Annotated in this window: 5 protein-coding genes; all 5 read right to left on the reverse strand. The window is 55.3% G+C overall.

The features are described 5' to 3' along the window. The coding region (locus ACP5VX_RS05905; protein ID WP_428724960.1) for a hypothetical protein at window positions 1-602 on the reverse strand (602 nt) is incomplete at its 3' end. 106 nt (window positions 603-708) lie between these two features. Further along, window positions 709-1,635 (reverse strand): ABC transporter permease, encoded by a 927-nt coding sequence (locus tag ACP5VX_RS05910; protein WP_428724961.1) that lies wholly within the window; start codon window positions 1,633-1,635, stop codon window positions 709-711. Window positions 1,636-1,639: 4 nt separating this feature from the next. Continuing rightward, window positions 1,640-2,728 (reverse strand): ABC transporter permease, encoded by a 1,089-nt coding sequence (locus tag ACP5VX_RS05915; RefSeq protein ID WP_428724962.1) that lies wholly within the window; start codon window positions 2,726-2,728, stop codon window positions 1,640-1,642. A 2-nt stretch (window positions 2,729-2,730) separates the two neighbouring features. Next, on the reverse strand, window positions 2,731-4,272 hold the full coding sequence (locus ACP5VX_RS05920) for an ABC transporter ATP-binding protein (RefSeq protein ID WP_428724963.1): 1,542 nt from the start codon (window positions 4,270-4,272) through the stop codon (window positions 2,731-2,733). 34 nt (window positions 4,273-4,306) lie between these two features. Beyond that, a complete protein-coding gene (locus tag ACP5VX_RS05925) occupies window positions 4,307-5,749 on the reverse strand; it encodes a BMP family ABC transporter substrate-binding protein (RefSeq protein WP_428724964.1) in 1,443 nt (480 codons plus the stop codon). Window positions 5,750-5,919: the final 170 nt, after the last annotated feature.

Genomic DNA, 5,919 nt, shown 5'->3' on the forward strand with positions numbered 1-5,919 from the left:
AGGAAGTCTAAGAGGGCCGAGCGCAACCTGGCCCTAACCCCCTCGTCGAGGGAGGCAGGTAGCCTTAGCTGGCACTCGTGTCTGTCGTAGCCCTTTGTCCTACAGGTAACCTCTACCCCCTCGACCACGTCTGTCTTGGTGTCTGGGTACTGCCTGGTGAGGTAGTAAAAGAATATTGAGCCCGGGCTCGCCGCGAGCATAACGAGGCCGGCTACCGCAAGCAAGTTATGGACCCACGTGAAACGCGCGCCGCTCACACTTACGTTGAAGTAGTCCAGCGGCACCTCGCTCACGAGGGATATGTTGTAGAGCCCGCTAGGGCCCTTGAAGAGGACAGTAAAGGAGGCGGTGTCCCAGAACACGTCGGTGTAGTTGTAGCCCTCGCCCGTGATACTGAAGGTGCCGTTCGACAGCGTGGGTAGTGTTATGGTTACCTGGTCGTTGGTGTCGAGCCAAATCGCCGTCCAACCCTCACCTAAACCGTTGACCCTGACCGTGACAGCCCTCTTTAGGCCAAACTCGCGGGGCAGGCTGAGAGACAGGGCTATCAGTGCGAACGCCGCGACCAATAGGACCAGAGCCAACTTGTAGACCCTCTCCAAACCACCCTGCACCTCGCACCCGACGTATTCTCGCTAGGGGTTTAAAGGATTAGAGAGTGTGGAGGAAAGTGAAGGAGGAGAGGAGAAGAGGAAAAAGACGTTCCGCTCAAACAGTCCTCTCTTCTCTGAAGTAGATCCTGCCGAGACTCCTGGGCGGCGCGAGTATCCTCCTGAGAGGTGTTGCCATGTATATCGTCATAGCCGCTATCGCGACGATGAACGGTAGAGAGTACGATAGCTCTCTGGAGATGTTGAACCACGCCACAAACTGGAGGCTCGAGTGTACTAGGATGGAGAACACGAAGGCCGTCAGCAGCACCACTAGCGGGTGTCTACCCCCGCTCAGGGCCACAGCGAACGCCAGCCACCCGTAGCCGCTTAGTATGATCGACCTCTCGTCCCACAACCTCACGTAGAAGTTCATGTAGGCTGCGCCACCCAGCCCTATCATGGCAAACCCGATCGCTGCCGCTATGAGCCTGGACGCCAGCACGTTGACACCGAGAGACTCGGCAGCAGCCGGGTCTTCGCCCGACGCCTTGATGGAGACGCCAAGCTTTGTCTTCTCTATTAGCCAGTACGTGATCAGGCCTAATACGAGCATCGCCAGGTAGCCGGCGACACTCTGCTCTTCAGTTAGGGCTACACCCGGCGAGAAGTTGGGTAGCGAGGCCTGGACGATCCTCGGCCCGTACCCTATGATGCTCGCGAGGCCGTACATCAGGAACATCAGCGATAGGCCGACCGCGCCGTGGCTAACGGGGAACTTCGTCAGTGTGAAGGCCATGAACAGACCGAACAGCATTGCGACGACAGCCGGTACAAGGAAGGATAGCAGTAGGTTGTTGTTGTAGTACACGTCCATGAAGAAGGCCAGCGTAGCCGTTAGCGCGAAGGTACCGTCTATCGCCAGGTTCAGTATCCCGCTCTTCTCGACCACCGAGTGCCCGAGCGCCATCAGGTAGAACGCTATGAAGAGCCCTCCCGAGGCAATTATTAGGTCTGCGAGGGTGGCAATAGAGGGGTCGAACATGGTCTCACCACACGATCTTTATCTTGTACTCCGATATCGTTATCAACAGCGCGTACATGAGCAGTACGCTGCCTATGAAGACGTTCGTCACGCCGGCTGTAACACCCGCTTGCTGCATGCCCTTCATCGCCATGAGGGTGAAGCCCGCGTTGTACAGGCTGCTGACGACGTAGGCCGCTATCGGCACGGCGAAGAGCTCCAGCATTGACAGCCACGTCACAAGTATCCCGAGGTAGCCGAAGCCGGAGGTGCTGGTCTCGACCGGTACCCTGATACTCGGAGTGACGCCGCAGAGGTAAACCACGCCGGCCACCCCTATGAAGCCGCCCGAGAGCGCTAGGGCTACGGCTGCTGTTAGAGGCACGCTGTAACCGGCGCTCCGCAGCAACTTCACGTTGCTGCCGTGTATCTTTATGGTGAGCCCGAGCTTTGTGTAGTCGAGTAGGAGCCACACGACAACCCCGACCAGGATCGTGACCACTATCATCTCCACCGATACCGTGGAGCCCGGGAGTATAGAGTACTGGAGGCTCTCTGGCAGAGACCTCGTCTTAGCGTACCCGTAGACGTCCCTCCAGGGCATGCCTGGTACCATGACGAACCAGTCGATTAGGTGGTAGGCGACGTAGTTCATCATCAGAGTAAGCGGGACTTCGTCTACGCCGATGAAGCCCCTCAATAGGCCTGCCACTAGAGCCCAAGCGAATCCTGCGGCGAACCCTACTAATATAGCTAGTACTTTAGAGACCAGTGGCGCCCCCGACGTCAAGTAGGGCGTCGTGAAGACCAGGTACACCATAACCCAGGCGGCGATCCAGAACTGCCCCTCACCGCCGATGTTGTATATGCCGCCCTTGAAGCTCAGAGCCAGCGAGAAACCTATTATTGTCAGTAATAGGAAGATGTTGGCGATCACGTTGGGGTGTGTGAGCCCGTCCCATATAGAGTTGAGAACGTCGGTAGGCCACACCATGTATCCTGTCAGGAAGAAGAGTATGGCCATGCTTACTACTATTCCTATCACTAGCGCGAATATAGGCACGACGAAGTAGGGTATCGGCTTGACCCTTCTTACTACAACTATGCTGACCAACCCTAAGTCACCATCAAGCGCTCTACTTCGGATCTGTCGGCCGACTTCGCCTCAAATAGACCTACAATCTTGCCCTCGTTTATAACGGCTATTCTGTCGCTCACCTGGAAGATCTCGTCCAGGTCCTCGCTGACCATCAAGACCCCTATGTTCTCCTTGACCACCTTCTCCTTGATGATCCTCCTGACCTTGATACTGGTCACCTCGTCTAGACCCCTAGTCGGGTTGTAGGCTACGAGGAGGTGTTTCGACAAGTCCAGCTCTCTCGCCACAAGGCTCTTCATCAAGTTGCCACCGCTGAGGAACTTCAGCGGGGTCTTAGCCCCTGGGGTGACGATCGAGAACTCCTCAATGAACTTCTTCGCTAGTTGCGTTAGCCTACTCCAGTTGATCACAGCACCAGTGTACCCGGGCATCACAGCGATGTTCTCTCTAAGGCCGAAGTCTATCGACACACCGTGCGACAGCGGCTCGTCGGGGATGTAGCCGACACCCAGCTCTCTTAGCTTCTTGGTGTCGGGCATTACATACTTCCTGCCCTTTACATAGACTAGGACTGTACCTCTCTCTACGTTGCGCAAACCCATTATCGCCTGAACGAGCTCCGCCTGCCCATTACCGACTATGCCGGCTATCCCTAGCACCTCGCCTCGATTCACGGTTAGCGAGACCCCCTTAAGGGCGTAAGTCCCGTAGTCGTTCTTGACCCACAAGTCCTTGACCTCCAGCACCGGCTCAGAGGGATTACCGTCCATGAGCCTCTCGTAGGTGATCTCCTTAGCCCTCTCAGCGAACATCATCTCCCTGACCCTCTCGATGTCGACCTCGCTCGTCTTCACGGTCCCAACGAGCTTACCGCGCCTGAGGACCGTTATCCTGTTTGACACCTCGAAGGCCTCTGTTAGTTTGTGGGTTATCAACACAACTGTGCCGCCCTGCTGGGTGAACTCCTTGAGGTACTTGTAGAACTTCCTCCTCTCCTCCAGTGGGAGGTATGTGAGGGCCTCGTCCAGTATTATCACCTTCGACCTCAGTATCAACGCCCTAGCTATCTCTACCAACTGCTTCTGAGTGTAGGTCAGCTTCCAGACCTCTTCTTCGGGGTCTACCTTGATCCCGATCTTGTTCGCGACCTCCTCGAAGTACTTCCTGATCTTCTTTGGCGACTCGAAGATGCCGAGTTGCTTCATGCCTAGAACCAGGTTCTCTGCGACTGTCAGCCTGCTTATCAGTACAGGGCTCTGGGATACCATGGCTATTCCGAGGCTCAGCGCCTTCATCGGGTTCTCTATTGTGACTCTCTCGCCCTTGTAGTAGATCGTGCCGTGGTCCGGCGTGTATATCCCTGCGAGGATCTTGACTAGTGTAGACTTGCCGGCGCCGTTCTCCCCTAGGACCGCGTGTATTTCGCCTTCGTTGAACTCCACTGTTACCTTGTCTAGGGCTACCGAGCCTGGGAACCTCTTGGTTATGTTCTCCATTCTAATGATGGGGGTTTGAGGAGGAGGGGTTTGGGAAAAAAACTGGTTACCTGTCTTCTCCACTTCGCTCCACCTCGCTGCCTCTACTATGTTACCGCTATATCGCACCTACTCTATGGACGACTGGGTACAAGTAGTATTGCATTGACCACAGGTCGTCGTGTCCTAGCCTAACTCCCGCCGGCACGTTAATGAGCTGGCTCGGGTTGGAGATGTTCCAGAACGTCAGCGGGCCTGTGAACGGGTCGAACACTGGGGCCACGTTCCAAGTCCACTCGGTCGCGGGCTCGGAGACGCCTGGTTTAGCGGGGGGTATCTTTAGTCCGACAACTGTCTCGTACACGTGGGTGTTGGCCTGCTCCTGTATGTTCTCTAGTAGAGGCGCCTCCTGGAACTGTCTCATCCTCTCCATGAACAGGTCGTAGACGCTCATCTTCATACCGGTCACTTTGTCGGTCACCATTATGCTCTTAAGCGTGTCCACGAACTTCGGGTTGATGTACATAATGGTGCCGTTCGGGTAGATGTGAGCACCAGCGTCGACCGCGCCAGTGTTCATCAAGTACCAGTAGTCAACGTTCTGCAGGTTGTAGGGGGTGTAGATGCCGGCCTTGATCTTGGCCAGTATGTCTACGTATATGACCTCCCAGTGGACCAGCTGGCCGGAGACGACCACATCAGTACCGTAGGTGTAGCCCGGTGAGTAGTGGCTGAAGACGTAGAGTTGCTTCCCTGTACTCGCATACAGCTGCTGGACAGTCTGTATAACGGTGGGGGTGTCCTCTGTAAAGGCGAAGGTGTCAACGTTGTAAGTCTGGAACAAAGTCTGGACCGCCTGCCTGGCCTTGTCTGGGGCGACCCACCCGCCGATCACGATCACGTGGACTGTTATGTTCTTACCTAGTTGCTGTGCCACCTCTTGAGCGCCGATGGCAAAGGCGTTAATGTGCCTGACAACCTCGGGGATCTCGATTGCTGCAACGTAGCCTATATGGCCGGTCTTGGTCAGAGCTCCGGCTAACAGCCCGTTGAGGTAGTAGGCCTGGTACAAGTCAGCGAAGTACGTCCCTACGTTGGGAGCCCTCATGTAGCCTGAGCAGTGGAAGAATATGACGTTCGGGTACTTCTGAGCAGCCCTTATAGTGTTCTCCATGAAGTCGAAGCTCGTGGTGAATATCACGTTGTAGCCCTGGGAGACGAGGTTGTCTATCACCGAGGGTAGCTGGTCAGCGGTCACGCTCTCCACGTAGGTAGTCTGCAGCCAGTCCTTGAAGAGCTGCTGAGTAACCCTCCTACCAACGTCGTGCGCGTAAGTCCAGCCGAAGTCTCCTATTGGTCCCACGTACACCCATGCCGCCTTGATGGTCGAGGGCGGGGTCCATGTAGGTGTCTGAGTTATTGTTGTCGTTACTGTGCCGCCCGCCCCCACAGTCTGGGTCACGGTCTTCGCGGGTGCCATGGATGTCCCAGCGTAGAACGCGGCCACGCCGACTATTATTATGAGGATTACGAAGATCGTTGTCAATACTTTAGGACTCATAGGCTTCCACCGTCTTGATATAGTTATTTTCCACAAGCGAAATATATAAAGCTAACGTATGTATATAGACGTAAAACGGTTTGACCACACAGTTCTTCTTTTGAGCCTACTTATACTTACTTGTAAACGCTTACGATATAGCCGTAGACCCCCTTCGCTATCATGTCCAC

The sequence above is a fragment of the Thermogladius sp. genome (genome assembly GCF_049970955.1).
In the GTDB taxonomy this organism is placed as follows: domain Archaea; phylum Thermoproteota; class Thermoprotei_A; order Sulfolobales; family Desulfurococcaceae; genus Thermogladius.